The sequence below is a fragment of the Pseudomonas sp. RU47 genome, from assembly GCF_004011755.1.
In the GTDB taxonomy this organism is placed as follows: domain Bacteria; phylum Pseudomonadota; class Gammaproteobacteria; order Pseudomonadales; family Pseudomonadaceae; genus Aquipseudomonas.
In genome coordinates, this window is sequence record NZ_CP022411.1 from 6,639,308 (window position 1) to 6,663,463 (window position 24,156).

A 24,156-nucleotide genomic window follows, 5' to 3' on the forward strand; every position below is an offset into this window, starting at 1 on the left:
AGCCTGCTCGCGATGGCGGTGGATCAGCGACAATGATGTCGACTGACCTGACGCTTTCGCGAGCAGGCTCGCTCCCACAGGGTGTTGTGGTGTTTTCAGTTACAGGTCAAGGATCAGCGGTTGCGGGCTTTGTGCCGGGACCGCGCAGCAGATCAGCACGTGACCCGCTTCCGGAACGTCTGCCGGCACCTGTGGATAATTCACTGCACCGCTGACCAGCCGGGTCTTGCAGGTACCGCAAGAACCTCCCCGGCAACTGAATTCCGGACGTAACCCGCGACTTTCCGCCAGTTCCAGCAAACTCCCGCCATCCGGCTGCCAACGCGCCTCTTTCGCCGAACGCTCGAACACCACCGGCACCGATGTGGTCGCAGCGGGCGGTTGTTCGATGACGATCGCGTCCGGATCAGCCTGACGTTTCAGCGTCGACGGGCCGAAGGTTTCCGCATGAATCTGCGCATCGCGCACGTCCAGTTCGCGCAGGGTGTCGTACAAGCCTTGAGTAAAACCGCCGGGGCCGCAGAGGACAAAGTCGAGCTGATCGAAATCATCGGCATCCAGCACGTTTCTCAGCACTTGCGCGTCGATACGCCCCGACAGATCGAAATCCTCACCTTCGTGCAGTTCAGCTTCCGGCTGGCTGAGCAAACGCAGAACTCGTACCGAATCGCCTGCCGTTTCGAGCAACCGATCCAGCTCCTGGCGAAACGGTTGATCGGCCAAGCTGCGTGAACTCTGCAACAACAGCGTCGGACGAATCCTTCGCGTCCGTAGGCCTTGGTACACCACCTCGCGCAGCATCGACAGCAAAGGCGTGACTCCTACACCGGCCGCCAACAACACCAAAGGGCGGTGCTCCAACGGCTTCACGGTGAAATGCCCCTGCGGCGCCCGCGCTTCCAGCACATCGCCGACATTAATTTGCTCATGCAGATGCGATGAAATCAGGCCCTCGCGCTTGACGCTGATCCGATAGAAACCATCGGATGGCGCACTCGAAAGGCTGTAGGTGCGAATGTGCACCTCGCCATCAACGGTGAAACGCAGCGGCAGATGCTGACCGGCAAGAAACACCGGCAAACCGGCACCGTCGGCGGGCTCCAGATAGATCGAGCGAATGTGCTGACTCTCCGCTTCGATCTTCGTCACCCGCAGTGGCCGCCATTGATTGCCCAGCGCCTGCGCCTGTAAACGTGCGTCCGCCTCGGCCCAGTTACCGGTCAACAGACTGGTCGGCGACATGCCGTCGAAGCGCCAGCGCAAGGCCAATGCCGCCGGGCGCCGCACCAGTTTTTCCACATCAAATGTCCACAGGCGTTCAGCACCTTGAAACACCTCAATCTGCGGGCCTTCAAGAATGATCTCGGTACGCCCGCTGAGTTGCAGCACGTCGCCTGTGGAAAAGTCGATGAACAGCAGACCAGCCTTGGGGTTGAGCAGCAAATTGCCGAGGGTGTTGAAGTGCAGATTGCCGGCGAAATCGGGGATGGTCAGACGATTGCCCTCCACCCGCACGAACCCGGCCTGGCCGCCACGATGAGAAACATCCACTGCCCGCTGGCCGTCGACATCCACATAACTGGCGACGAAAAAAGTATCGGCGCCCTCGATCAGCGCGATGGCCGCATCATCGAGGCCGTTCAGATGCTCAGCCGGACGCGTCTGCGGATCCGTCAACGGCACACGCTGAAACTGGCGCAGTTGAATGTACTGCGGGCAGTTGCCGAAGGCTTGATCCACGCTCACATCAAAACCATGAGCGCTCAGATTGCCGACATGACCATTGAGGCGATTGCGCCGGCGGGTGTGCAACTCGATGCCGAGCAAGCCGATCGGTTCGCCGTTACGCAGTTGCGCCGGGTCATCGGCAGCAGGCTGGCTGGCGAAATGCAGATGCTCGGGATCCGGCGAATGGGCAAACCCCGGCGCGCCTTCGAGCACACTGGCCCACGGGCGCCCATCTGCATCAACTGCGCCGTACAACATGAAGGGTAATTGCTGATAGAACTCACGGTGCTGGTCCGGCATCCAGGTGCGAATCACCTTACGCCCGAAGGCTTCCATGCGTTCGGCAACCCCGACTTTCGCTTGCAACTGTTGCTCGCCAGCGTGCCACGGTGAACGTTCCATCATGACCTCTCCCCTGCACCCTCGGCACAGCGTGGATTGTGAGAATCAGACTGCGGTTTGCAGACCGGCAACCGTGCGTGGCATGCCGACGAAACCGGGCAAGGCTTCAACCCGGGCCAGCCAGGCGCGGACGTTGGTGTAATCATCCAGCGACACGTTGCCTTCCGGCGCATGGGCGATGTAACTGTAGGCCGACACGTCGGCAATGGTCGGTTCGTCGCCGGCCAGATACGCCGTTTTACCCAACTCGGCTTCCATTACCTTGAGCAGGTTGTGCGCACGGGTAATCGCCTCATCAGCATTCAGCTGTGCGCCAAACACCGTGACCAATCGCGCCGCAGCGGGTCCGAATGCAATCGGCCCGGCGGCCGCCGACAGCCAGCGCTGCACCCGTGCCGCACCCACCGGGTCAGCGGGCAGCCAACGACCATTGCCGTATTTCTGCGCCAGATACACCAGAATTGCGTTGGAATCGGCCAGCACCACGCCGTCGTCATCGATTGCCGGCACCTGCCCGAAGCTGTTGATGGCCAGATACGCCGGCTGCTTGTGTTCACCTTTGGCCAGATCGACAAAGATCAGCTCGGTCGGCAATTGCAGCAGGGACAACATCAGCTCGACACGGTGGGCGTGGCCGGAACGTGGAAAGTTGTAGAGTTTGATCGCTTGCATGGTCGACTCCGCTGAACAGGGGCGCCGCTGCGGGGATGAGCGCGCCGATGGAGGTCATCTTGCGCTGATCGCGAAAACAACAGAATTACCAGCAAACGCAATCGATTATTTCACTTAGTGAAATAACGCTGCATTTTTCAACGCTGGATGTTCGCGCAAAGCCTCTGCCGTGAAATCGACAAAACTGCGGATCCGCGCTGGAGCCTTGCGCCCCCCCTGATACACGACATGGATCGGCAGCGGCGGCAGTTCGAATTCCGCGAGGACGATTTCCAGTGTGCCGGCGGCAACCTGGCTCGCCACTTGATAGGACAACACTCGAGTCAAACCCAAGCCCATGCAAGTCGCTGTAATCGCAGCCTGATTGGCGGTAACGATAAGACGCGGCTCAGGACGCACGCTGAGCGGTTCGCCCCCGACGAGAAACGGCCAACTGCGTTGCTGACCAATCGCTGAAGTCGCCACCACCGGCGCTCCCGCCAGAGCGTGGGGATGAACCGGTCGACCATACCTGGCAAAGTAGGTTGGCGAGCCGCAGATGACCCGACGCACCTCACCCACCCGAATCGCATGCTGACTGCTGTCCGGCAGATCACCGATGCGCACCGCCACATCGATGCCCTCCTCGACCATATTGACGATCCGATCAACCAGCACGGCGTTAATCGTGACATCCGGATATTGCGCGAGATAACTCGCCATCACCGGCGTCACAAACAAATCACCGAACAACACCGGCGCCGTCACCGTCAGTTGTCCACGCGGCTCGGCATGACTGCCCGCCGCCGAATCCTCGGCTTCCTGCACTTCGGCGAGAATCCGGCGACAGTCTTCCAGATAACGCTGCCCTGCTTCGCTCAAGTGCACACTGCGCGTGGTGCGAATCAGCAACTGCGTACCGATCCGCAACTCCAGCGCCGCCACCGCCCGCGTGACACTGGCCGCTGACAAACCCAGACGCCGCGCGGCCGCAGAGAAGCCTTGCTCTTGCGCGACAGTGGTGAAGATGTGCATTTCCTGGAAGCGGTCCATGGTGCCTCTCGAGTCAGATACAAAAATCGCAGCCGAAGCTGCGATTTTTTGTGCGTAGGTCAGCTGTGGATAACTTATTCCACTGTCACCGACTTCGCCAGGTTACGCGGCTGATCGACGTCCGTGCCCTTGAGCACCGCAACGTAGTACGACAGCAGCTGCAGCGGAACCGTGTAGAGGATCGGCGAGAGGATGTCGTGGATATGTGGCATCTGCACCACGTGGGTGCCTTCGCCGTTGGTCATCCCGGCTTTCTCGTCGGCGAACACGATCAGTTCGCCACCACGGGCGCGGACTTCCTGCAGGTTGGATTTGAGCTTTTCCAGCAGTTCGTTGTTCGGCGCCACGGTGACCACGGGCATGTCGTTATCCACAAGTGCCAGAGGGCCGTGCTTCAGCTCGCCGGCCGGGTAGGCTTCGGCGTGAATATAAGAGATTTCCTTGAGTTTCAGCGCACCTTCCATTGCCACCGGGAATTGCGCGCCACGACCGAGGAACAGAGTGTGGTTCTTCTCGGCGAACAGCTCGGCGATCTTTTCCACGGTGCTGTCCATGGCCAGCGCTTCGCCGAGACGGGTTGGCAGGCGACGCAGTTCTTCGACCAGACGCGCTTCAACGCCATTGGCCAAGGTGCCGCGAACCTGACCCAGCGACAGGGTCAGCAACAGCAGACCGACCAATTGCGTGGTAAAGGCTTTGGTCGAGGCGACGCCGATTTCGCGGCCGGCCTGGGTCAGCAGGGTCAGGTCGGATTCGCGCACCAGCGAGCTGATGCCGACGTTGCAGATCGCCAGGCTGGCGAGGAAGCCCAGCTCCTTGGCATTGCGCAGCGCAGCGAGGGTGTCGGCGGTTTCGCCGGACTGCGAGATGGTCACGAACAAGGTGTCCGGCTGCACCACCACTTTGCGATAGCGGAATTCGCTGGCGACTTCGACCTGGCACGGAATGCCGGCCAGTTCTTCCAGCCAGTAACGCGCGACCATACCCGCGTGATAGCTGGTGCCGCAGGCGACGATCTGTACGTTACGCACTTTGGCGAACAATTCGGCCGCTTGTGGGCCGAATGCTTGCACCAGCACCTGATCATTGCTCAGGCGACCTTCGAGGGTGCGCTGCACAACGGTCGGTTGCTCGTGGATTTCCTTGAGCATGTAGTGCCGGTATTCACCTTTGTCGGCGGCTTCGGCACCGTCGCTGTACTGCACGGTCTGGCGCTCGACGGCGTTGCCGTTGATGTCCCAGATCTGCACGTTATCGCGGCGAATTTCGGCAATATCGCCTTCTTCCAGGTACATGAAGCGATCGGTGACCTGACGCAGCGCCAACTGATCGGAGGCGAGGAAATTCTCGCCCAGACCCAGCCCAATCACCAACGGACTGCCACTGCGCGCGGCAACCAGACGATCCGGCTGCTTGGCATTGATCACTGCCAGACCATAAGCACCGTGCAATTCCTTGACCGTCGCCTTGAGAGCGACGCTCAGGTCAGGCTGATCCTTGAGCTTGTGATTGAGCAGATGGGCGATAACTTCGGTATCGGTGTCCGAAGTAAACACGTAACCCAGCGCTTTCAGTTGATCACGCAGGGCTTCGTGGTTTTCGATGATGCCGTTGTGCACCACCGCGATGTCGCCAGAGAAATGCGGGTGGGCGTTGCGTTCGCAGGGTGCGCCGTGGGTTGCCCAGCGGGTGTGGGCAATGCCCAGACGGCCGACCAACGGGTGTTCGGCCAGCGCCGCTTCGAGTTCGCTGACTTTACCCGGGCGACGCATGCGCTCGAGGGTTTCGTCGTTGGTGAAGACCGCTACACCGGCGCTGTCGTAGCCGCGGTATTCAAGGCGCTTGAGACCTTCGAGCAGGATGGCGGTGATATTACGTTCAGCAACTGCGCCGACAATTCCACACATGCTTATTTCTCCTGACTGACAGCCGCGCAAATCACGGTGATACCGCGGGCCTGAATCTGATCGCGTGCCTCGCTAGGCAGGCGATCATCGGTAATTAGGGTATGGACGCTGCTCCATGGCAGCTCCAGATTGGGAATCTTGCGACCGATCTTGTCGGCCTCGACCATGACGATGACTTCCCGCGCCACTTCAGCCATGACCCGGCTCAAACCGAGCAGCTCATTGAAGGTGGTGGTGCCACGCACCAGATCGATGCCATCGGCGCCGATGAATAACTGGTCGAAGTCGTAAGAGCGTAGTACTTGCTCGGCAACCTGGCCCTGAAAGGATTCCGAATGCGGATCCCAAGTGCCACCGGTCATCAACAGCACCGGTTCGTGCTCGAGTTCGCTCAAGGCGTTGGCGACGTGCAGGGAGTTGGTCATCACCACCAGGCCTGGCTGTTGGCCAAGCTCCGGGATCATTGCAGCGGTGGTACTGCCGCTGTCGATGATGATCCGCGCGTGTTCGCGGATGCGTTTCACCGCCGCGCGGGCAATCGCCTGTTTGTATTTGGAAACGCTCTGCGCAGTTTCCGCGACCAGTTCCTGCGGCATGGTGATCGCCCCGCCGTAGCGGCGCAGCAACAGACCATGAGTTTCCAGCGCGGCGAGATCCTTGCGAATAGTAACTTCGGAGGTTTCGAAGCGCTTGGCCAGTTCATCCACACTGACTTCGCCCTGCTCGTTGAGCAAGGCGAGAATGTTGTGGCGGCGTTGCGGCGTGTTGCGTTTCGACATGGGCGACTTAAGTTTCGATTCGAAAGATAACGGAAGTAATCAAAACCTATCGGCTCTAAATCGTCAAGCTGTCGTCCAAAAAAAAACGCAACCCTCAACAGTCCCCATAGGAGCTGCCGAAGGCTGCGATTTTCTGATCTTCAAAAAGCCGCTGTGGATAACTCAGCTCTTCTTGATCTTCTCCGGCCGCTTCCAGCCGTCGATATTCCTCTGCCGCGCTCGGCCCACGGCCAACTGTGCGTTATCCACATTCTGCGTAATGGTCGACCCGGCCGCCGTGGTTGCACCGTCGGAGATATCCACAGGCGCGACCAGCGAATTATTGGAACCGATGAACACGTCAGCACCCAGCACGGTTTTCCACTTGTTGGCGCCATCGTAGTTGCAGGTAATGGTGCCGGCGCCAATGTTGGTACGCGCACCGATTTCGGCATCGCCCAGATAAGTCAGATGACCTGCCTTGGCGCCTTCGCCCATGTGGGCGTTTTTCAATTCAACAAAGTTACCCACATGCGCACGCGCTTCGAGCACGGTGCCTGGACGCAGACGCGCAAATGGTCCGGCATCACTACCCTCGCCCAAAACCGCACCTTCAATGTGCGAGTTGGCCTTGATCACCACGCCTTTGCGCAGGGTGCTGTCCTTGATCACACAGTTCGGACCGATCTCCACGTCGTCTTCGATGACAACGTTACCTTCGAGGATCACGTTGATGTCGATCAGCACGTCGCGACCCACGGTGACTTCGCCTCGCACGTCGAAACGCGCCGGGTCACGCAGGGTGACGCCTTGGGCCATCAACCGACGGCCAGCGCGCAACTGGTAGTGGCGCTCCAGCTCGGACAGTTGCTTGCGATCGTTGGCGCCCTGCACCTCCATCGGATCGTGCGGTTGTTCGGTGGCGACAACCAGGCCATCACTCACCGCCATTTCGATCACGTCGGTCAGGTAGTACTCGCCTTGGGCATTGTTGTTCGACAGGCGACTCATCCAGTCGGCCAGACGATTGGCCGGGACAGCGAGAATGCCGGTATTACCTTCAGTAATTGCGCGTTGCGCTTCGCTGGCATCTTTGTGTTCAACGATGGCTGCGACCTTGCCGTCGGCATCGCGCACGATACGGCCGTAACCGGTCGGGTCGTCCAGTTCCACGGTGAGCAAACCCATCTTCCCAGGCACGACGTGCTTGAGCAGACGCTGCAGGGTTTCGACTTCGATCAACGGCACGTCACCGTAGAGGATCAGCACGGTATCGGCAGTAATGAACGGCACCGCTTGAGCGGTGGCGTGACCGGTACCGAGTTGCTTGTCCTGCAGGACGAAATTCAGATCATCAGCGGCCAGACGTTCCCGCACCACATCCGCGCCATGGCCGATCACGACATGGATGCGCTGTGGATCAAGTTGCCGAGCACTGTGGATAACATGCCCCAGCATGGAATTGCCGGCAATCGGATGCAGTACTTTCGGCAGTGCCGAACGCATACGGGTGCCTTGACCGGCCGCGAGGATAACGATTTCAAGAGACATGACTGGCTACCAATCCTGGGTGGTCAGCAACTGCGACCGGGTTTCGGGAATTCGGAAAAGAAAAAAGGGTAGCCGAGGCTACCCTTTTTTATCAATCGCACAACAAGCGGATGACGGATTAACCGCCAAACTTCTTGCGGATCTGCTGGACGGTGCGCAGCTGAGCTGCAGCCTCGGCCAGACGTGCTGACGCAGCGCTGTAGTCGAAATCAGCGCCCTTTTCATGCAGAGCATGCTCGGCAGCCTTGAGAGCTGCTTGAGCCTGAGCTTCATCCAGGTCGGCGGCGCGTTGCACGGTATCGGCAAGCACTTTGACCATGTTCGGCTGAACCTCGAGGAAACCACCGGAGATGTAGAACACCTCGGCTTCCCCGCCTTGCTTGATCAGGCGGATCGGACCTGGCTTCAGATTAGTGATCAGCGGCGCGTGACCCAGAGCGATACCAAGATCACCCAGTGCACCGTGCGCAATCACCATCTCGACCAGGCCGGAAAAGATTTCCCCTTCCGCGCTGACGATATCGCAATGGACTGTCATAGCCATCTGATTGCCTCAACCTAAATTAGCGCCCGTTGCCGGGCGCCGGGATTACAGTTTCTTGGCTTTCTCGATCGCTTCTTCGATGCCGCCAACCATGTAGAACGCTTGTTCTGGCAGGTGGTCGTAGTCACCGTTGAGGATGCCTTTGAAGCCAGCAATGGTGTCTTTCAGGGAAACGTATTTACCCGAAGCACCGGTGAAGACTTCAGCCACGAAGAACGGCTGCGACAAGAAGCGCTGGATCTTACGAGCACGGTTTACCAACTGCTTGTCGGCTTCCGACAGCTCGTCCATACCCAGGATCGCGATGATGTCCTTCAGCTCTTTGTAACGTTGCAGAACGTACTGAACGCCGCGAGCGGTGTCGTAGTGGTCCTGGCCGATTACGTTCGGGTCCAGCTGGCGCGAAGTCGAATCCAGTGGATCTACTGCCGGGTAGATACCCAGGGAAGCGATGTCACGGGACAGAACGACGGTGGCGTCCAAGTGGGCGAAGGTGGTCGCTGGCGACGGGTCGGTCAAGTCATCCGCAGGTACGTATACCGCTTGGATCGAAGTGATCGAACCTTCCTTGGTCGAAGTGATACGTTCTTGCAGAACGCCCATCTCTTCAGCCAGGGTCGGCTGGTAACCTACTGCCGAAGGCATACGGCCCAGCAGTGCGGATACTTCAGTACCGGCCAGGGTGTAACGATAGATGTTGTCGACGAACAGCAGAACGTCGTTACCTTCGTCACGGAACTTCTCGGCCATGGTCAGGCCGGTCAGTGCTACGCGCAGACGGTTACCCGGCGGCTCGTTCATCTGACCGTAAACCAGTGCCACTTTGTCCAGAACGTTGGAGTCCTTCATCTCGTGGTAGAAGTCGTTACCCTCACGAGTACGCTCACCCACACCGGCGAACACGGAATAACCGCTGTGCTCGATGGCGATGTTACGGATCAGTTCCATCATGTTTACGGTTTTGCCTACACCGGCACCACCGAACAGACCGACTTTACCGCCTTTGGCGAACGGGCAAACCAGGTCGATAACCTTGATGCCGGTTTCCAGCAGGTCGTTGCCGCCTGCCTGTTCAGCGAACGAAGGCGCTGGACGGTGAATGCCCCAACGCTCTTCGGTGTCGATCGGGCCAGCTTCGTCGATCGGGTTACCGAGGACGTCCATGATCCGGCCCAGGGTCGCTTTACCGACCGGTACGGAGATGGCTGCGCCAGAGTCGGTAACTTCCAGACCGCGCTTCAAGCCCTCGGTGGAACCCATCGCAATGGTGCGAACCACGCCGTCGCCCAGCTGTTGCTGAACTTCCAGAGTGGTTTCAGCCGCGCTCACTACTTTCAGCGCGTTGTAGATGCTCGGTACGCTGTCGCGTGGAAATTCCACGTCGATAACGGCGCCGATGATTTGAACGATACGTCCGCTACTCATAGCTGGATCCTCTGAATATTTGAACCGTTAAACCGCGGCAGCGCCGCCGACGATTTCCGAGATCTCTTGGGTGATCGCAGCCTGACGCGCCTTGTTGTAGATCAGCTGCAAATCGCTGATCAAATCACCGGCGTTGTCGGTAGCGTTCTTCATCGCGATCATCCGCGCAGCTTGTTCAGCCGCGTTGTTCTCGACCACCGCCTGGTAGACCTGCGACTCAACGTAGCGGACCATCAAGCCGTCAAGCAGCTCTTTGGCATCCGGTTCGTAGAGATAGTCCCAGTGGTGCTTGAGATCCTGATCCGGGGTCGCCACCAATGGAATCAACTGCTCCACGGTAGGCTGTTGCGTCATGGTGTTGATGAACTTGTTGGACACCACGGACAGGCGGTCAATACGGCCGTCCAGGTAGGCATCCAGCATCACCTTGACGCTGCCGATCAGATCATTGATCGACGGCTCTTCACCCAGGTGGCTGATAGCTGCAACGACGTTACCGCCGAAGTTGCGGAAAAAGGCCGCACCCTTGCTACCAACGACACACAGATCAATCTCGACGCCGTTTTCGCGGTTTACCGCCATGTCCTTGACCAGGGCCTTGAACAGGTTGGTATTCAAGCCGCCGCACAGACCACGGTCACTGCTCACCACAACATAACCAACGCGCTTGATTTCGCGGTCGATCATGAACGGGTGGCGGTATTCCGGGTTGGCGTTGGCCAGATGCCCAATAACCTGGCGGATACGCTCCGCATAAGGACGGCTAGCAGCCATGCGCATTTGTGCCTTGCGCATTTTGCTGACCGCCACTTTTTCCATGGCGCTGGTAATCTTTTGCGTGCTTTTGATGCTCGCAATCTTACTGCGAATCTCTTTTGCGCCTGCCATGTAACACCTATCAGGTTAGCAAGCGGGAGCCTCGCGGCTCCCGCTGCGGCTTACCAGGTTTGGGTGGCCTTGAACTTCTCGATACCGGCTTTCATGCCAGCGTCGATTTCGTCATTGAAGTCACCTTTAACGTTGATCTTGGCCATCAAATCGGCGTGATCGCGGTTGAAGAAAGCAATCAGCGCTTGTTCGAAGCTGCCGATCTTGGCGATTTCAATGTCAGTCAGGAACCCACGCTCAGCGGCATACAGCGACAGCGCCATGTCAGCGATCGACATTGGTGCGTATTGCTTCTGCTTCATCAGCTCGGTAACGCGCTGACCATGCTCAAGTTGCTTACGGGTCGCTTCGTCCAGGTCAGAAGCGAACTGGGCGAATGCCGCCAGTTCACGGTACTGAGCCAGAGCGGTACGGATACCACCGGACAGCTTCTTGATGATCTTGGTCTGAGCGGCACCACCCACACGGGATACCGAAACACCGGCGTTCACTGCAGGACGGATGCCCGAGTTGAACATGGCCGATTCCAGGAAGATCTGACCGTCGGTGATGGAAATCACGTTGGTCGGAACGAACGCGGAAACGTCGCCAGCCTGGGTTTCGATGATCGGCAGTGCGGTCAGCGAACCGGTTTTGCCGGTCACTGCGCCGTTGGTGAACTTCTCTACGTATTCTTCCGAAACGCGGGATGCGCGCTCCAGCAGACGGGAGTGGAGATAGAACACGTCGCCTGGGTAAGCTTCACGGCCTGGTGGACGGCGCAGCAGCAGGGAAATCTGGCGGTAAGCCACTGCTTGCTTGGACAGATCGTCATAAACGATCAGCGCGTCTTCACCGCGGTCGCGGAAGAATTCACCCATGGTGCAACCGGAGTACGGTGCCAGGAACTGCAGCGCAGGAGATTCCGAAGCACTGGCAGCCACGATGATCGTGTTGGCCAGGGCGCCGTTTTCTTCCAGCTTGCGAACCACGTTGGCGATGGTCGATTGCTTCTGACCAATGGCTACGTAGACGCAGAAAATGCCGCTGTCTTTCTGGTTGATGATCGCGTCGATCGCCAGAGCGGTTTTACCGATCTGACGGTCACCGATGATCAGCTCACGCTGGCCACGGCCGACAGGGATCATGGCATCGACAGCCTTGTAGCCAGTCTGTACAGGCTGGTCTACCGACTTACGCCAGATCACGCCCGGTGCAACTTTCTCGACCGCGTCGGTCTCGGTGTTGCCCAGTGGACCTTTGCCGTCAACAGGGTTACCCAGTGCGTCGACTACGCGACCCAGCAGTTCCTTACCAACCGGAACTTCGAGGATGCGGCCGGTGCACTTGGCGCTCATGCCTTCAGCCAGAGACTGGTAAGCGCCCAGTACAACGGCACCTACGGAGTCTTGCTCCAGGTTGAGGGCCATACCGTAGACGCCGCCCGGAAACTCGATCATCTCGCCGTACATGACGTCGGCCAGACCGTGAATCCGCACGATGCCGTCAGATACGCTGACGACAGTGCCTTCGTTACGGGCTTGGGAGGTCACATCGAGCTTGTCGATGCGGCCCTTGATAATTTCACTTATTTCGGAAGGATTGAGTTGCTGCATTGCTCTGCTGCCCCTTCAAACTCAAGATTTCAATGCTTCGGCAAGTTTCGCGATTTTGCCGCGAATCGAGCCATCGATAACCAGGTCGCCGGCGCGGATGACGACACCACCTATAAGGGCAGCATCCTCCGCAACTTGCAGGCGCACTTCCCGGTTGAGTCGTGCACTGAGAACCTTGGCGAGTTTGTCTTGCTGTTCTTGGTTCAATGCAAAAGCACTGGTCACTTCAACGTCTACCGACTTCTCTTGTTCGGCCTTGTACAGGTCGAAAAGAGCGGCAATCTCCGGCAGAAGCGGGAGACGGTCGTTTTCGGCAACGACATTGATGAAGTTCTGTGCCTTGGCATCAAACTTGTCGCCGCACACGTCAATAAACGTGGCGGCCTTTTCTGCGCTCGTCAGTCGCGGGGCCTTGAGCACGCGCTGCATGGTGTCATCTTGTGACACCGCTGCAGCCAGGCCGAGCATGGCTGACCAATTGGCCAGTTGCTGGTGGGCCTGAGCGTGCTCGAAGGCCGCCTTAGCGTAAGGTCGGGCCAACGTGGTCAGTTCTGCCATGATCGCCCTCGCTTAGATTTCAGCAGCCAGTTGGTTAACCAGCTCTGCGTGCGCGTTTTGATCGATTGTGGCACCCAGGATCTTCTCGGCGCCGCCGACAGCCAGCAAACCCACTTGGGCGCGCAGCTTGTCTTTGACACTGTTCAGTTCCTGTTCGATCTCGGCTTGAGCCTGAACCTTCACACGGTCAGCGTCGACACGGGCCTTTTCAACGGCCTCTTCGACAATCTGGTTACCGCGTTTCTTGGCTTGCTCGATGATTTCAGCTGCCTGAGCTTTCGCTTCGCGCAGTTGCTGACCCGCTTTTTCTTGGGCCAACTCCAGGTCGCGAGCTGCACGGCTGGCAGCGTCCAGACCATCAGCGATCTTCTTTTGACGTTCGTGCAGAGCAGCGATGACCGGAGGCCATACATACTTCATGCAGAACAGTACAAAAATCAGGAACGCAACGGACTGGCCAATCAGGGTCGCATTAATGTTCACGCCAACACCTCGCAGTTACGTTGTCCATCACATCAAATTACTCGGAAAAATCCGGGTAATTAGCCAGCGATCTGACCAACGAACGGGTTCGCAAAGGTGAAGAACAGAGCGATACCAACACCGATCATGGTTACGGCGTCGAGCAGACCGGCAACGATGAACATTTTAACTTGCAGCATTGGAACCATTTCTGGCTGACGCGCTGCGCCTTCCAGGAACTTGCCGCCCAGCAGGCCGAAACCAATTGCGGTACCCAGTGCGCCCAGGCCGATCAACAGTGCAACAGCGATAGCGGTTAGACCAACTACAGTTTCCATCTTTCCTCCCGACTTTTACGTCGTATGGTTTAGGTTTTTTAGATTAAAGCGGTAAAACAAATCGTTTCAGGTGCCCTGTGAAGAGCCCCTTCCCGTTTGACCGGGAAGGACATCAGACTAGTCGAGACTGGTCTTAATGGTTTTCTTCGTGCGCCATCGACAGGTAGACGATGGTCAGCATCATGAAGATGAACGCCTGCAGCGTGATGATCAGGATGTGGAACACAGCCCACGCCCACTGCAGAACAACGCCCAGGCCGCTCAGCCAGAGCAGGCCGCTGCCGAACATCACAGCGATCAGAATGAACACCAGCTCGCCGGCATACATGTTGCCGAACAGACGCAGAGCCAGAGAGATCGGTTTGGCGATCAGGGTCACGAATTCCAGCAGGAAGTTCACCGGGATCAGCAGGGCTTGAACGAAGATGTTCTTGCTGCCGAACGGGTGCAGGGTCAGTTCGCCGATGAAGCCGCCGAAGCCCTTGACCTTGATGCTGTAGAAAATGATCAGTGCGAAAACCGAGAACGCCATGCCCAGGGTCGCGTTCGGGTCGGTGGTCGACACGGCACGGAACGGGATGTGGTGGTCGCCGGAGATCAGGATGGCCAACTGAGGAATCCAGTCGACCGGTACCAGGTCGACGGCGTTCATCAGGAACACCCAGACGAAGATGGTCAGTGCCAGCGGTGCAATCACCGGGCTACGGCCATGGAAGCTGTCTTTCACGCTGCCATCGACGAATTCGACCAATACTTCAACGAAGTTCTGCAAAGCACCCGGCTGACCCGAAGTCGCTTTCTTTGCCGCCATGCGGAAAAGAAGTACGAAGATCAGACCCAACGCGACCGACCAGCCGAGAGTATCGACGTGGAAAGCCCAGAAGCCCATTTCTTTGGCCTCTGCTGCGGTATGGGCAAAGCCCCAGCCGCCGTTAGGTAGCTGACCGAAGGTCAGGTTCTGCAAGTGGTGCTGGATATAGCCCGAAGCGGTTGTTTCTGCCATGGTTGCCTCAAACGCCCTAAGGTCTCGAAAGTCTTGTTCTCATCAGCAGGGGAGCGAACCAGCTGACCGACTGAGTCAGCACGAACGCGCCGAATACAGCTATCGGCGCCAGTGGCTTCACACCTGCAAACACCAGTGCAAAGAGCACTGCCGTCAAAATCAGTTTGCCTGCCTCGCCGGCATAAAAAGACCGGACGATGGACTGGGCTGCTCGGGCGCCGGAAAACCGAAATGCCTTGTGAGCGAAATAAACATTGGGCAGCAAGGCTATCAGGCCTCCGCAAAGTCCCGAGTATCCGGCAACGACTCCATGCCATTGCCAGAGCGCCAAAGCGGCAATCAGCAAAATGACAAATTGAGCCATCAACACCGGAAAAACCGCCAGGCGATGGAACGGCAGGCGGTTTGGCTTGCGGGTTTCCATCACGTTTGCTCTCCAATGGTCGGCTGCCAGAATTCAATAACTTGGCATAATTTGTGCCGACAAAATGCGCGCAGAGTATAGGGGCGGTTCTGCCCCTATTCAACTGTCAGGTAGTGATTTCCGACTGCGCGCTACATGAGGAAATGTTTCAGCGGATGTGTGCGAGCACACCTTGAAGCTCATCGAGGGAGTTGTAACCGATCACCAACTGACCCTTTCCCTTCTTCCCGTGGCGAATCTGCACCGCAGAGCCTAGGCGCTCGGCCAGACGCTGTTCGAGACGGGCGATATCCGGGTCGGGTTTGCTCGCTTCCACAGGCTCCGGTTTGCCACTCAACCACTGGCGAACCAGTGCCTCAGTTTGGCGCACGGTGAGACCGCGTGCGACAACATGTCGCGCCCCTTCAACCTGTTGATTGTCCGGCAGACCGAGCAAAGCACGGGCATGGCCCATTTCCAGGTCGCCATGGGACAGCATGGTCTTGATGACTTCCGGCAGTGCAATAAGGCGCAACAGGTTAGCCACAGTGACGCGGGACTTACCCACAGCCTCGGCAACCTGCTGTTGAGTCAGCTGAAATTCCTGCTGCAAACGCTGCAGGGCCACCGCTTCTTCGATCGGGTTGAGGTCTTCGCGCTGGATGTTCTCGATCAGCGCAATGGCGATCGCCGTTTCATCCGGCACATCGCGAACCATTGCCGGGATGGTTTCCTGCCCGGCTTGCTGGCTCGCGCGCCAGCGGCGTTCACCGGCGATGATTTCAAAGCGGCCCCCGCCAATCGGGCGCACCACGATCGGCTGCATCACGCCTTGCGCCTTGATCGACGCCGCCAGTTCTTCCAGCGCCTGCGGATCCATATCCCGGCGCGGCTGGTATTTGCCACGCTGCAGCAGATCCAGCGGCAGGTGTTGCAACTCACGGGTGTCAGCCTGCGCGGCTTGTTCTTCCAGCGCGCTGACGGTCGGACCACTCAGCAGTGCATCCAGTCCACGTCCGAGACCTCGTTTCTTGACGGCCATGGGGATTCCTTAAGTTGCCTGAGCGGCGGCGATGCGTGAATTTTTGCGCTGACGGCGAACCATCTCGCCGGCCAGGGCCAGATAAGCCAGGGCGCCACGCGATTGCTTGTCGTAGGCCAGCGCCGGCATGCCGTAGCTCGGCGCTTCGGCCAGACGGATATTGCGCGGGATCACCGTGTCGTAGAGCTGTTCGCCGAAGTGCTCCTTAAGCTGCGCCGAAACGTCATTCATCAGGCTCAGGCGCGGGTCATACATGGTCCGCAGCAAACCTTCGACTTTCAGGTTCGGATTCAGCAGTTCGGCGATGCGCTTGATGTTATCCACAAGGTCGCTGAGACCTTCGAGCGCAAAGTACTCGCACTGCATCGGGATAATGACCCCGTCTGCAGCAACCAGTGCGTTCAGCGTCAGCATCGACAGCGACGGAGGGCAGTCGATCAGAATGTAATCGTAGTTTTCGCGGATCGGCGCCAGCGCGCTGCGCAGACGGCTTTCCTTCATCTGCATTTCCAGCAGAACCACTTCGGCCGCCGTCAAATCGCGGTTGGCCGGCAGCAGTTGATAACCGCCGTGCTCGGAATAGTGCATGGCCTGGGCCAGATCGCATTCACCGATCAACAGGTCGTAGACCGAATTTTCCAGGCCGTGCTTATCCACACCGCTACCCATGGTGGCGTTGCCCTGTGGATCGAGATCGATCAACAGCACCCGGCGCTTGGTCGCGACCAGGGATGCTGCGAGGTTGATGCAGGTGGTGGTCTTGCCCACACCACCCTTTTGGTTCGCTATCGCGAATACCTTAGCCATTCTTGCTTGTGTTCCCAATCATGCCGTGCGGCGCAGTATCAGCAGATGGCGTTGGCCTTGGCAACCGGGTACGGCCAGGGCGTGTTCGCTATCGAGTTTGAAGTCTGCCGGCAATGCTACCAGTTCATCGGCCGGATGGACGCCCTTCATTGCCAGCCAGCGTGTATCGGCGTCGCCTAAGTGGCGAGTCCAGTTGGTGAAGTTTTCCATGCTGCTGAACGCCCGGGAAATGATCCCGTTGAACGGTTGAGCAGGCTGGAAGGCTTCGACACGACTGTGGATAACTTGCAGGTTATCCAGTTTGAGTTCGAGTTTGACCTGAGTCAGAAAGCGGGTTTTCTTGCCGTTGCTGTCCAGGCAGGTCACTTGCGCGTCCGGATACAGGATCGCCAACGGGATACCCGGCATGCCGCCGCCGCTGCCGACGTCGAGCCAGCGGCCGTTTTCAATGAACGACATGACGCTCAGACTATCGAGCAAGTGCCGCGACACCATTTCGTCCGGATCGCGCACGGCGGTCAGGTTGTAGGCCTGGTTCCATTTGATCAACAGGGCCAGATAACCCAGCAGCAATTCATGCTGGGTTTCAGTGAGGTTGACACCGAGCTCGCGGGCTCCTGTGGATAACTCTTCGGCGTGTTGCGAAGTGACCTTAGAACTCAAGCGCTTTGCTCCAACTGACGGCCCGCGCCGCGTTTTTTCAAATGAATCATCAACAGCGAAATCGCTGCCGGGGTCACGCCCGGGATCCGCGAAGCCTGGCCCAGCGTCTCTGGTCGAGTCGCGCCGAGCTTGCTCTGGATCTCCTTGGAGAGACCGGAAATGTTGGTGTAATCGATATCCACAGGCAATTTCGTGTCTTCACTGGCGCGCAGACGGGCGATTTCGTCCTGTTGACGGTCGATGTAACCGGCGTATTTGGTCTTGATTTCAACCTGCTCGGCGACCTGTGGATCTTCGGCGCCGTTGCCGGTCACTTTGACCAGACCAGCGTAGTCGATTTCCGGACGACTCAAGAGATTGAGCAAATTGTATTCATGGGTCAGCGGCGTGCCGAATTTCTCGGCAATCGCATCGCCCTGCTGCGTATTCGGGCGAACCCAAGTGCTTTTCAGGCGCTGCTCTTCGAGTTCGATGCTTTCGCGTTTCTTGCAGAAGGCCGCCCAACGCGCGTCATCGACCAGGCCGAGTTCGCGACCTTTTTCGGTCAGACGCAGGTCGGCGTTGTCCTCGCGCAGAATCAGGCGGTACTCGGCACGGGAAGTGAACATGCGGTACGGCTCTTGGGTGCCGAGGGTGATCAGGTCGTCGACCAACACACCGATGTACGCTTCATCGCGACGCGGGCACCAGGCTTCTTTGCCCTTGGCACGCAGTGCGGCGTTGGCACCAGCGAGCAAACCTTGGGCGCCGGCTTCTTCGTAGCCGGTGGTGCCGTTGATTTGTCCGGCAAAGAACAGACCGCCGATGACTTTGGTCTCGAGGCTGTACTTCAGGTCGCGCGGATCGAAGTAGTCGTACTCGATCGCATAACCCGGACGCACGATGTGTGCGTTTTCCATGCCACGGATCGATTGCACGATCTGCAATTGCACGTCGAACGGCAAGCTTGTGGATATCCCGTTCGGGTACAGCTCATGGGTGGTCAAACCTTCCGGTTCGATAAACACCTGATGACTTTCCTTGTCAGCAAAGCGGTGGATCTTGTCTTCGATCGATGGGCAATAGCGCGGGCCAATGCCTTCGATTTCACCGGCAGCCGAATACATCGGCGAACGATCGAGGTTCGCGGCAATGATTTCGTGGGTGCGGGCGTTGGTGTGAGTAATCCAGCAACTGACCTGGCGTGGATGCTGTTCTTTGTTGCCCATGAACGACATCACCGGAATCGGCGTATCGCCCGGTTGCTCGGTCATCACCGAGAAATCCACAGACTTGCCGTCGATACGCGGCGGTGTACCGGTTTTCAGGCGACCGACACGCAATGGCAGTTCACGCAGACGGTGAGCCAGTGCAATCGATGGCGGATCACCGGCACGGCCGCCGGAAAAATTCTGCAAACCGATGTGGATAAGTCCGCCAAGGAACGTACCGGTGGTCAACACCACGGAATCGGCGAAGAACCGCAAACCCATTTGCGTGACCACGCCACGGACTTGTTCCTGCTCGACGATCAAGTCGTCAGCGGCTTGTTGAAATATCCACAGGTTCGGCTGGTTTTCGAGGATTTCGCGGACAGCGGCTTTGTACAGAATCCGGTCGGCTTGCGCACGAGTCGCCCGTACGGCTGGGCCTTTGCGGCTGTTCAACACGCGAAACTGGATGCCGCCCAAATCGGTGGCCGTTGCCATCGCGCCGCCGAGGGCATCGATTTCCTTGACCAGATGGCTTTTGCCAATGCCACCAATGGCCGGGTTGCAGCTCATGGCACCGAGGGTTTCCACGTTATGCGTCAGCAACAGGGTTTTTGCCCCCATACGTGCTGAGGCCAGTGCTGCCTCGGTACCGGCATGACCGCCGCCGATGACGATCACTTCAAAACGGGAAGGGAAATCCACCACGCACCTCGTGCCTGCTTAAGTAGGTAATTCAGGAATAGTTTGAGATCAGGTTTTTGGACCTGGTCGACAAGTATAGGGACTTCGCCCTTCCTAAAGAACCCTTTGCACAAAATTTAACCAGCTGTGGAGAACTCGAGGTTAAAAGAATAAAAAAGAGAGAAATTTATAAAACCTTTGTTTTTATGTTTATTCTTACTGAGCATACTTTCTGTGGATAGATTGCTACAGGCCTTTATATTCAATGTGTACAGAGATTCAAAACCCTGTGACCATGTGCCAATGAGGGCCTTGGATAACCGGTTTAAGCCTGTGGATTAAAGGGGTGGTTATCCACAGAGGGGTTTATATCCAGTTTTGAGGCCCTGTTATCAACCGGCCTCAGTGGCAGTTATTCACAGGGCTTAATCCACAGAAATGCGGTGAATGAAGAAATAACAGGCACGAGAAATCCGCTCAGGGAGACGAAATCTGCCCGGCACTGGATAAAGATTTGAGAAAGAGGAGGCACAGACAGGTCGCGAATGGACCTGTCTATGGAAAGCGGGGGGTTATTTACCGATACAGAAGCTGGAAAAGATCCGTCCCAGCAGATCATCAGAGCTGAATGCCCCGGTGATTTCCCCTAGAGAGTGCTGAGCCTGACGCAGGTCTTCGGCCAGCAACTCGCCGGCGCCGGCCAGAGTCAGTTGTGCACGACCGTGTTCAAGTGCTGCACTGGCATGGCGCAACGCTTCCAGATGGCGACGACGAGCACTGAAGCTGCTTTCCGAAGTCTGCTCGTAGCCCATACACGCCTTGAGGTGATCGCGCAGCAGTTCCAGACCATCGCCTGCAGATTTGGCGCTCAGGCTGATCGTCACGTGGCCATCTTCACTGACTTCCAGGGAAACGGATTCACCCGTCAGGTCTGCTTTGTTACGGATCAACGTAACTTTGGCCGGATCCGGCCGGGTTTCAAGGAATTCTGGCCACAGGGCAAACGGATCCAGCGCTTCCGGAGCGGTCGCATCGACCACCAGCAGGACGCGATCCGCTTCGCCGATGGCTTTCAGTGCGCGCTCAACGCCAATCTTTTCCACCTGATCGTCGGTATCACGCAAACCTGCGGTATCGACAACGTGCAACGGCATGCCGTCGATGTGGATATGTTCACGCAGAATATCGCGGGTGGTGCCGGCAATCTCGGTGACGATCGCCGCTTCTCGACCGGCTAACGCATTCAACAGGCTGGACTTGCCGGCATTCGGACGACCGGCAATCACCACGGTCATGCCATCGCGCAATAAAGCGCCCTGCCCGGCTTCACGCAGTACTGTGGATAATTCATCGCGGACCTTGTCCAGCATGCTCAGCACGTGGCCATCGGCGAGGAAGTCGATTTCCTCTTCGGGGAAGTCGATGGCGGCTTCGACGTAAATGCGCAGACCGATCAGTTGTTCGGTCAAGTTATGCACACGCTGGGAAAAAGCGCCTTGCAAAGAACGCAGAGCATTGCGTGCAGCCTGTGCCGAACTCGCCTCGATCAAATCGGCTATCGCTTCGGCCTGGGCCAGGTCGAGTTTGTCATTGAGGAAGGCACGTTCACTGAATTCACCCGGACGGGCCAGACGGCAACCCAATTCCAGGCAACGCTTGAGCAACATATCCAGCACGATCGGGCCTCCATGGCCCTGCAGTTCCAGAACGTCTTCGCCGGTGAACGAGTTCGGTCCCGGGAAATACAGCGCCAGACCTTCATCGAGCACTTGCTGGTCGTCACTGAAAAACGGCCCGTAATGGGCGTAACGCGGTTTCAGTTCACGGCCGCTGATAGCTTTCGCGGCAACGCTGGCCAACGGCCCGGAAATACGAACGATGCCCACACCGCCGCGACCTTGAGCGGTGGCGACGGCGGCGATGGTTTCACGAGGTGTGCTCATAAACCGGAATCCAGACAAAAGTGGCAGATAGCAAAACGCCCCACTAGGGGGCGTTTTGAGTGGTGTTATCCACAGTGCAAGTTACGCCTCGGCTTTTTTCGTCGCCGCTTCGATCTTACGCGTGATGTACCACTGTTGTGCAATCGACAGGCAGTTGTTCACAACCCAGTACAGCACCAGACCTGCCGGGAACCACAGGAAGAAGAAGGTGAAGATGATTGGCATCATTTTCATGACCTTCGCCTGCATCGGATCCGGAGGAGTCGGGTTCAGCTGCTGCTGGATGAACATGGTTGCGCCCATGATGATCGGCAGAATGAAGAACGGATCCTTGATCGACAGGTCAGTGATCCACAGCATGAACGGCGCTTGGCGCATTTCCACGCTTTCCAGCAGAACCCAGTACAGCGAAAGGAAAACCGGCATCTGTACGAGGATCGGCAAGCAGCCGCCCAGCGGATTGATCTTCTCTTTCTTGTACAGCTCCATCATGGCTTGCGACATTTTCTGCCGGTCATCGCCATGTTGCTCTTTCAGAGCAGCCAGTTTCGGTGCAACGGCACGCATACGCGCCATCGATTTGTAGCTGGCAGCCGACAGAGGGAAGAAAATACCTTTGATCAGCATGGTCAGGAAGATGATCGACCAGCCCCAGTTACCGACAATGGCGTGGATGTGTTGCAGCAGCCAGAAAATTGGCTGGGCAATGAACCACAGAATGCCGTAGTCGACGGTCAGTTCCAGACCTGGGGACAACTCTTTCAATACAGCCTGGCTTTTCGGACCGGCGTACAGCACAGCGCTGGTTTCAACTTTGGCACCCGGAGCAGCGGTCAGTGTTGGACCGGTGTAACCGATGATGTAGTTGCCTTTGCTGTCTTTACGGGTCTGGACGATGTTGTTTTCGCCCTTGGCCGGAATCCACGCGGTCACGAAGTAGTGTTGCAGCCAGGCTACCCAACCACCGGTGACGGTTTCTTTCAGCTGTGCCTTGTCCATGTCCTTCATGGACACTTTCTTGTACGGCTCCGAACTTGTCCACAGGGCGGCGCCCAGGTAAGTCGCGGTGCCAGTAGCGGTTGTGGACGAAGGATCAGCGCTAGCATCGCGCTTCAACTGCGCGAACATCGCGCCATTCCAGGGCTGAGCGCTCTGGTTATCCACAATGTAGGAAACGGCTACGTCATACAGGCCGCGTTTCAGAGTGAAACGCTTGATGTAGTTGACGCCGTCCTTGCTGAACTTCAGGTCTACGACCAGTTGGTCCTGACCGTCAGCCAGTTGATAAGTCTTCTTCTCCGAGGAGTAGACCGGACGACCGGCAGGATTTGCATCCGGGCCATTGGTGCCGATCAGACCGCTTTGGGCCAGATAAACACGTTCGCCGCCGTTATCGAACAGCTGGAACGGAACATCAGGACGATCCTGACGACGTGGATACAAAGGCAAGGTCAGTTGAGCAACATCGCCACCTTGTGGATCGATCGCGAGATCGAGCACGTCGGTTTTGATCTGGATCAGATCCTTGCTGGCGGCTACCGGAGTTTCGGCAGGTGCGCTGGTATCGCTAGCGGCGCGCGGAATATCGTCACTGGCGGCAGCATTATTGCCAGTGGCGGTGTCCGGCAAACCGGATGTAGTCGTACTGGAAGCAACATTCTGAGTCGGCAGGGCAGCCTGGCCATAGTCCTGGTTCCATTTAAGAACCATAACGTAGGACACGATTGCCAGGGCGACGATCAGGATCGTGCGTTTGATATCCATGATTACTCGGCCATCGAAGAAGAACGGGAGGTAGGGATAGGTGGAACCGGGTCATAACCACCGGGATTCCACGGATGACAGCGACCTAAACGACGAAAGGTCAGCCAGCCACCGCGCAGAAGGCCATGATTTTCGATGGCTTCATACGCGTAGCAGGAACAACTGGGGTAGAAACGACAGTGGCTGGCCATCAAAGGACTAATGGCATAGCGATAAAACTGGATCGGAACGAGGGCCAGTTTACGCATCGGTACTGTCTACCCCTACAGTTTCGGTTTTGACTTCTGGAACTGGCTTGCTGCGTGCCAGACGCTTCCAGAGCTTGCCGAAATGCTGAATCAATTCGGGGTTTTCTACATCGCCCAGACCTTTGCGCGCGACGATAACGATATCCCAGCCGACCAGTGAATCCTGGTGTAGACGGAACGATTCGCGCATCAAACGTTTGAGGCGATTGCGCTCAACGGAGAGCTTTACGCTCTTTTTCCCGATAACCAGCCCGAGACGGGGGTGATCAAGATCGTTGTTGCGTGCAAGGAGCAGGAGATTTTTCCCCGGAACCTTGCCGGTAGGGGAGTCAAAGACTGCCTTGAAATGCCGGGGGGTAAGCAGACGCTTTTCCCGACTGAAGTCCTGACTCACCTCCAGTACCGGATTATCAAACTGCCAGACGCGCACGACCTTTGGCGCGACGACGCGACAGGACTGCGCGGCCGTTCTTGGTAGCCATGCGAGCACGGAAACCGTGGGTACGAGCGCGTTTGATAGTGCTTGGTTGGAAAGTACGTTTCATGTCG

24 protein-coding genes are annotated in these 24,156 nt (G+C 57.7%); all 24 read right to left on the reverse strand.

Annotated elements, in window-relative coordinates:
- Window positions 1–99: 99 nt before the first annotated feature.
- The 24 genes from CCX46_RS30490 to rpmH all read right to left on the reverse strand — a co-directional run bounded on the left by CCX46_RS30490 (window position 100) and on the right by rpmH (window position 24,152).
- Window positions 100–2,130, reverse strand: coding sequence for a pyridoxamine 5'-phosphate oxidase family protein (locus CCX46_RS30490; protein ID WP_127930469.1), 2,031 nt, complete (start codon window positions 2,128–2,130; stop codon window positions 100–102).
- Between the two features lie 45 nt (window positions 2,131–2,175).
- Entirely contained in the window at window positions 2,176–2,802 is a 627-nt protein-coding gene (locus CCX46_RS30495) for a glutathione S-transferase family protein (protein WP_127930329.1), read from the reverse strand.
- A gap of 114 nt (window positions 2,803–2,916) precedes the next feature.
- A complete protein-coding gene (locus tag CCX46_RS30500; protein WP_127930330.1) occupies window positions 2,917–3,834 on the reverse strand; it encodes a LysR family transcriptional regulator in 918 nt (305 codons plus the stop codon).
- Between the two features lie 74 nt (window positions 3,835–3,908).
- Window positions 3,909–5,741, reverse strand: a complete 1,833-nt coding sequence (glmS, locus tag CCX46_RS30505) for a glutamine--fructose-6-phosphate transaminase (isomerizing) (RefSeq protein ID WP_127930331.1) — start codon at window positions 5,739–5,741, stop codon at window positions 3,909–3,911.
- Between the two features lie 2 nt (window positions 5,742–5,743).
- On the reverse strand, window positions 5,744–6,520 hold the full coding sequence (locus CCX46_RS30510; protein ID WP_127930332.1) for a DeoR/GlpR family DNA-binding transcription regulator: 777 nt from the start codon (window positions 6,518–6,520) through the stop codon (window positions 5,744–5,746).
- Between the two features lie 162 nt (window positions 6,521–6,682).
- Window positions 6,683–8,050: a bifunctional UDP-N-acetylglucosamine diphosphorylase/glucosamine-1-phosphate N-acetyltransferase GlmU gene (gene glmU, locus CCX46_RS30515; RefSeq protein ID WP_127930333.1), complete on the reverse strand. Its 1,368-nt coding sequence runs from the start codon at window positions 8,048–8,050 to the stop codon at window positions 6,683–6,685.
- Between the two features lie 118 nt (window positions 8,051–8,168).
- On the reverse strand, window positions 8,169–8,594 hold the full coding sequence (locus tag CCX46_RS30520; protein ID WP_053125284.1) for a F0F1 ATP synthase subunit epsilon: 426 nt from the start codon (window positions 8,592–8,594) through the stop codon (window positions 8,169–8,171).
- Window positions 8,595–8,639: 45 nt separating this feature from the next.
- On the reverse strand, window positions 8,640–10,019 hold the full coding sequence (atpD, locus tag CCX46_RS30525; RefSeq protein WP_007911961.1) for a F0F1 ATP synthase subunit beta: 1,380 nt from the start codon (window positions 10,017–10,019) through the stop codon (window positions 8,640–8,642).
- A gap of 27 nt (window positions 10,020–10,046) precedes the next feature.
- On the reverse strand, window positions 10,047–10,907 hold the full coding sequence (atpG, locus tag CCX46_RS30530) for a F0F1 ATP synthase subunit gamma (RefSeq protein WP_007911960.1): 861 nt from the start codon (window positions 10,905–10,907) through the stop codon (window positions 10,047–10,049).
- A gap of 50 nt (window positions 10,908–10,957) precedes the next feature.
- Complete coding sequence (gene atpA / locus CCX46_RS30535; RefSeq protein ID WP_016984064.1) at window positions 10,958–12,502, reverse strand: F0F1 ATP synthase subunit alpha; 1,545 nt, start codon at window positions 12,500–12,502, stop codon at window positions 10,958–10,960.
- 21 nt (window positions 12,503–12,523) lie between these two features.
- On the reverse strand, window positions 12,524–13,060 hold the full coding sequence (locus CCX46_RS30540; RefSeq protein ID WP_007911956.1) for a F0F1 ATP synthase subunit delta: 537 nt from the start codon (window positions 13,058–13,060) through the stop codon (window positions 12,524–12,526).
- A gap of 12 nt (window positions 13,061–13,072) precedes the next feature.
- The gene (locus CCX46_RS30545) at window positions 13,073–13,543 is read right to left on the reverse strand and encodes a F0F1 ATP synthase subunit B (RefSeq protein ID WP_003229781.1); all 471 of its coding nucleotides are present in this window, start codon (window positions 13,541–13,543) and stop codon (window positions 13,073–13,075) included.
- A gap of 59 nt (window positions 13,544–13,602) precedes the next feature.
- Window positions 13,603–13,860 (reverse strand): F0F1 ATP synthase subunit C, encoded by a 258-nt coding sequence (gene atpE / locus CCX46_RS30550; protein WP_003097235.1) that lies wholly within the window; start codon window positions 13,858–13,860, stop codon window positions 13,603–13,605.
- Between the two features lie 133 nt (window positions 13,861–13,993).
- Complete coding sequence (gene atpB / locus CCX46_RS30555) at window positions 13,994–14,863, reverse strand: F0F1 ATP synthase subunit A (protein WP_007911917.1); 870 nt, start codon at window positions 14,861–14,863, stop codon at window positions 13,994–13,996.
- 16 nt (window positions 14,864–14,879) lie between these two features.
- Window positions 14,880–15,287 carry a F0F1 ATP synthase subunit I gene (locus CCX46_RS30560; protein ID WP_003229783.1) on the reverse strand — a complete coding sequence of 136 codons (408 nt, stop codon included), beginning with the start codon at window positions 15,285–15,287 and terminating at the stop codon, window positions 14,880–14,882.
- A 148-nt stretch (window positions 15,288–15,435) separates the two neighbouring features.
- A complete protein-coding gene (locus CCX46_RS30565) occupies window positions 15,436–16,308 on the reverse strand; it encodes a ParB/RepB/Spo0J family partition protein (RefSeq protein WP_116028606.1) in 873 nt (290 codons plus the stop codon).
- Between the two features lie 9 nt (window positions 16,309–16,317).
- Window positions 16,318–17,115: a ParA family protein gene (locus CCX46_RS30570; RefSeq protein ID WP_007911909.1), complete on the reverse strand. Its 798-nt coding sequence runs from the start codon at window positions 17,113–17,115 to the stop codon at window positions 16,318–16,320.
- Between the two features lie 18 nt (window positions 17,116–17,133).
- Complete coding sequence (gene rsmG / locus CCX46_RS30575) at window positions 17,134–17,778, reverse strand: 16S rRNA (guanine(527)-N(7))-methyltransferase RsmG (RefSeq protein ID WP_095188719.1); 645 nt, start codon at window positions 17,776–17,778, stop codon at window positions 17,134–17,136.
- Complete coding sequence (mnmG, locus tag CCX46_RS30580) at window positions 17,775–19,673, reverse strand: tRNA uridine-5-carboxymethylaminomethyl(34) synthesis enzyme MnmG (RefSeq protein ID WP_127930334.1); 1,899 nt, start codon at window positions 19,671–19,673, stop codon at window positions 17,775–17,777. The genes rsmG and mnmG overlap by 4 nt, the downstream gene beginning before the upstream one ends.
- Window positions 19,674–20,224: 551 nt before the next feature.
- On the reverse strand, window positions 20,225–21,595 hold the full coding sequence (gene mnmE / locus CCX46_RS30590; RefSeq protein ID WP_127930335.1) for a tRNA uridine-5-carboxymethylaminomethyl(34) synthesis GTPase MnmE: 1,371 nt from the start codon (window positions 21,593–21,595) through the stop codon (window positions 20,225–20,227).
- Window positions 21,596–21,676: 81 nt separating this feature from the next.
- Entirely contained in the window at window positions 21,677–23,359 is a 1,683-nt protein-coding gene (yidC, locus tag CCX46_RS30595) for a membrane protein insertase YidC (protein WP_095119693.1), read from the reverse strand.
- A 2-nt stretch (window positions 23,360–23,361) separates the two neighbouring features.
- Window positions 23,362–23,607, reverse strand: coding sequence for a membrane protein insertion efficiency factor YidD (yidD, locus tag CCX46_RS30600; protein ID WP_010465488.1), 246 nt, complete (start codon window positions 23,605–23,607; stop codon window positions 23,362–23,364).
- On the reverse strand, window positions 23,600–24,001 hold the full coding sequence (gene rnpA, locus CCX46_RS30605) for a ribonuclease P protein component (RefSeq protein ID WP_016984072.1): 402 nt from the start codon (window positions 23,999–24,001) through the stop codon (window positions 23,600–23,602). Before rnpA ends, yidD begins: the two co-directional genes overlap by 8 nt.
- A 16-nt stretch (window positions 24,002–24,017) precedes the next feature.
- Window positions 24,018–24,152, reverse strand: coding sequence for a 50S ribosomal protein L34 (gene rpmH / locus CCX46_RS30610; RefSeq protein ID WP_003213577.1), 135 nt, complete (start codon window positions 24,150–24,152; stop codon window positions 24,018–24,020).
- Between the last annotated feature and the right edge of the window lie 4 nt (window positions 24,153–24,156).

Coding starts and splice junctions, on each gene's coding strand:
- CCX46_RS30495 (WP_127930329.1), bottom strand. CDS start 2,802: ATGCAAGCGATCAAACTCTACAACTTTCCACGTTCCGGCCACGCCCAC.
- atpA (WP_016984064.1), bottom strand. CDS start 12,502: ATGCAGCAACTCAATCCTTCCGAAATAAGTGAAATTATCAAGGGCCGC.
- CCX46_RS30490 (WP_127930469.1), bottom strand. CDS start 2,130: ATGGAACGTTCACCGTGGCACGCTGGCGAGCAACAGTTGCAAGCGAAA.
- yidD (WP_010465488.1), bottom strand. CDS start 23,607: ATGCGTAAACTGGCCCTCGTTCCGATCCAGTTTTATCGCTATGCCATT.
- CCX46_RS30540 (WP_007911956.1), bottom strand. CDS start 13,060: ATGGCAGAACTGACCACGTTGGCCCGACCTTACGCTAAGGCGGCCTTC.
- CCX46_RS30570 (WP_007911909.1), bottom strand. CDS start 17,115: ATGGCTAAGGTATTCGCGATAGCGAACCAAAAGGGTGGTGTGGGCAAG.
- glmU (WP_127930333.1), bottom strand. CDS start 8,050: ATGTCTCTTGAAATCGTTATCCTCGCGGCCGGTCAAGGCACCCGTATG.
- glmS (WP_127930331.1), bottom strand. CDS start 5,741: ATGTGTGGAATTGTCGGCGCAGTTGCTGAACGTAATATCACCGCCATC.
- atpE (WP_003097235.1), bottom strand. CDS start 13,860: ATGGAAACTGTAGTTGGTCTAACCGCTATCGCTGTTGCACTGTTGATC.
- rpmH (WP_003213577.1), bottom strand. CDS start 24,152: ATGAAACGTACTTTCCAACCAAGCACTATCAAACGCGCTCGTACCCAC.
- yidC (WP_095119693.1), bottom strand. CDS start 23,359: ATGGATATCAAACGCACGATCCTGATCGTCGCCCTGGCAATCGTGTCC.
- CCX46_RS30510 (WP_127930332.1), bottom strand. CDS start 6,520: ATGTCGAAACGCAACACGCCGCAACGCCGCCACAACATTCTCGCCTTG.
- CCX46_RS30520 (WP_053125284.1), bottom strand. CDS start 8,594: ATGGCTATGACAGTCCATTGCGATATCGTCAGCGCGGAAGGGGAAATC.
- CCX46_RS30565 (WP_116028606.1), bottom strand. CDS start 16,308: ATGGCCGTCAAGAAACGAGGTCTCGGACGTGGACTGGATGCACTGCTG.
- mnmE (WP_127930335.1), bottom strand. CDS start 21,595: ATGAGCACACCTCGTGAAACCATCGCCGCCGTCGCCACCGCTCAAGGT.
- atpG (WP_007911960.1), bottom strand. CDS start 10,907: ATGGCAGGCGCAAAAGAGATTCGCAGTAAGATTGCGAGCATCAAAAGC.
- CCX46_RS30500 (WP_127930330.1), bottom strand. CDS start 3,834: ATGGACCGCTTCCAGGAAATGCACATCTTCACCACTGTCGCGCAAGAG.
- atpB (WP_007911917.1), bottom strand. CDS start 14,863: ATGGCAGAAACAACCGCTTCGGGCTATATCCAGCACCACTTGCAGAAC.
- atpD (WP_007911961.1), bottom strand. CDS start 10,019: ATGAGTAGCGGACGTATCGTTCAAATCATCGGCGCCGTTATCGACGTG.
- CCX46_RS30560 (WP_003229783.1), bottom strand. CDS start 15,287: ATGGAAACCCGCAAGCCAAACCGCCTGCCGTTCCATCGCCTGGCGGTT.